General features: G+C 52.6%; 1 protein-coding gene. It reads right to left on the bottom strand.

All coding sequences use genetic code 11. The features are described from left to right. The coding region (locus Xhom_RS25505; protein ID WP_145957545.1) for a hypothetical protein at window positions 1-209 on the bottom strand (209 nt) is incomplete at both ends.

Below are 209 nucleotides of genomic sequence, written 5' to 3'. Positions count from 1 at the left end.
AACCGGTCCAGCGCCTGAACGCCCAGCTGTACAAACGAATCCAGTGTCGCTTTCAGCTTGTCCAGGGCCTGAATACCCAAATCAGCAAAGAAGGCGAGGCTGGCTTTTAATTCTTCAAACGCCTTCAACCCCAACTGGGTAAAAACATTCAGCGGTGCCAGTAACCGGTCCAGCGCCTGAACGCCCAACTGTACAAACGAATCCAGTGT

This window comes from Xenorhabdus hominickii (assembly GCF_002632725.1).
GTDB lineage: Bacteria > Pseudomonadota > Gammaproteobacteria > Enterobacterales > Enterobacteriaceae > Xenorhabdus > Xenorhabdus hominickii.
This window is presented reverse-complemented; position numbering and strand designations above follow the sequence as displayed.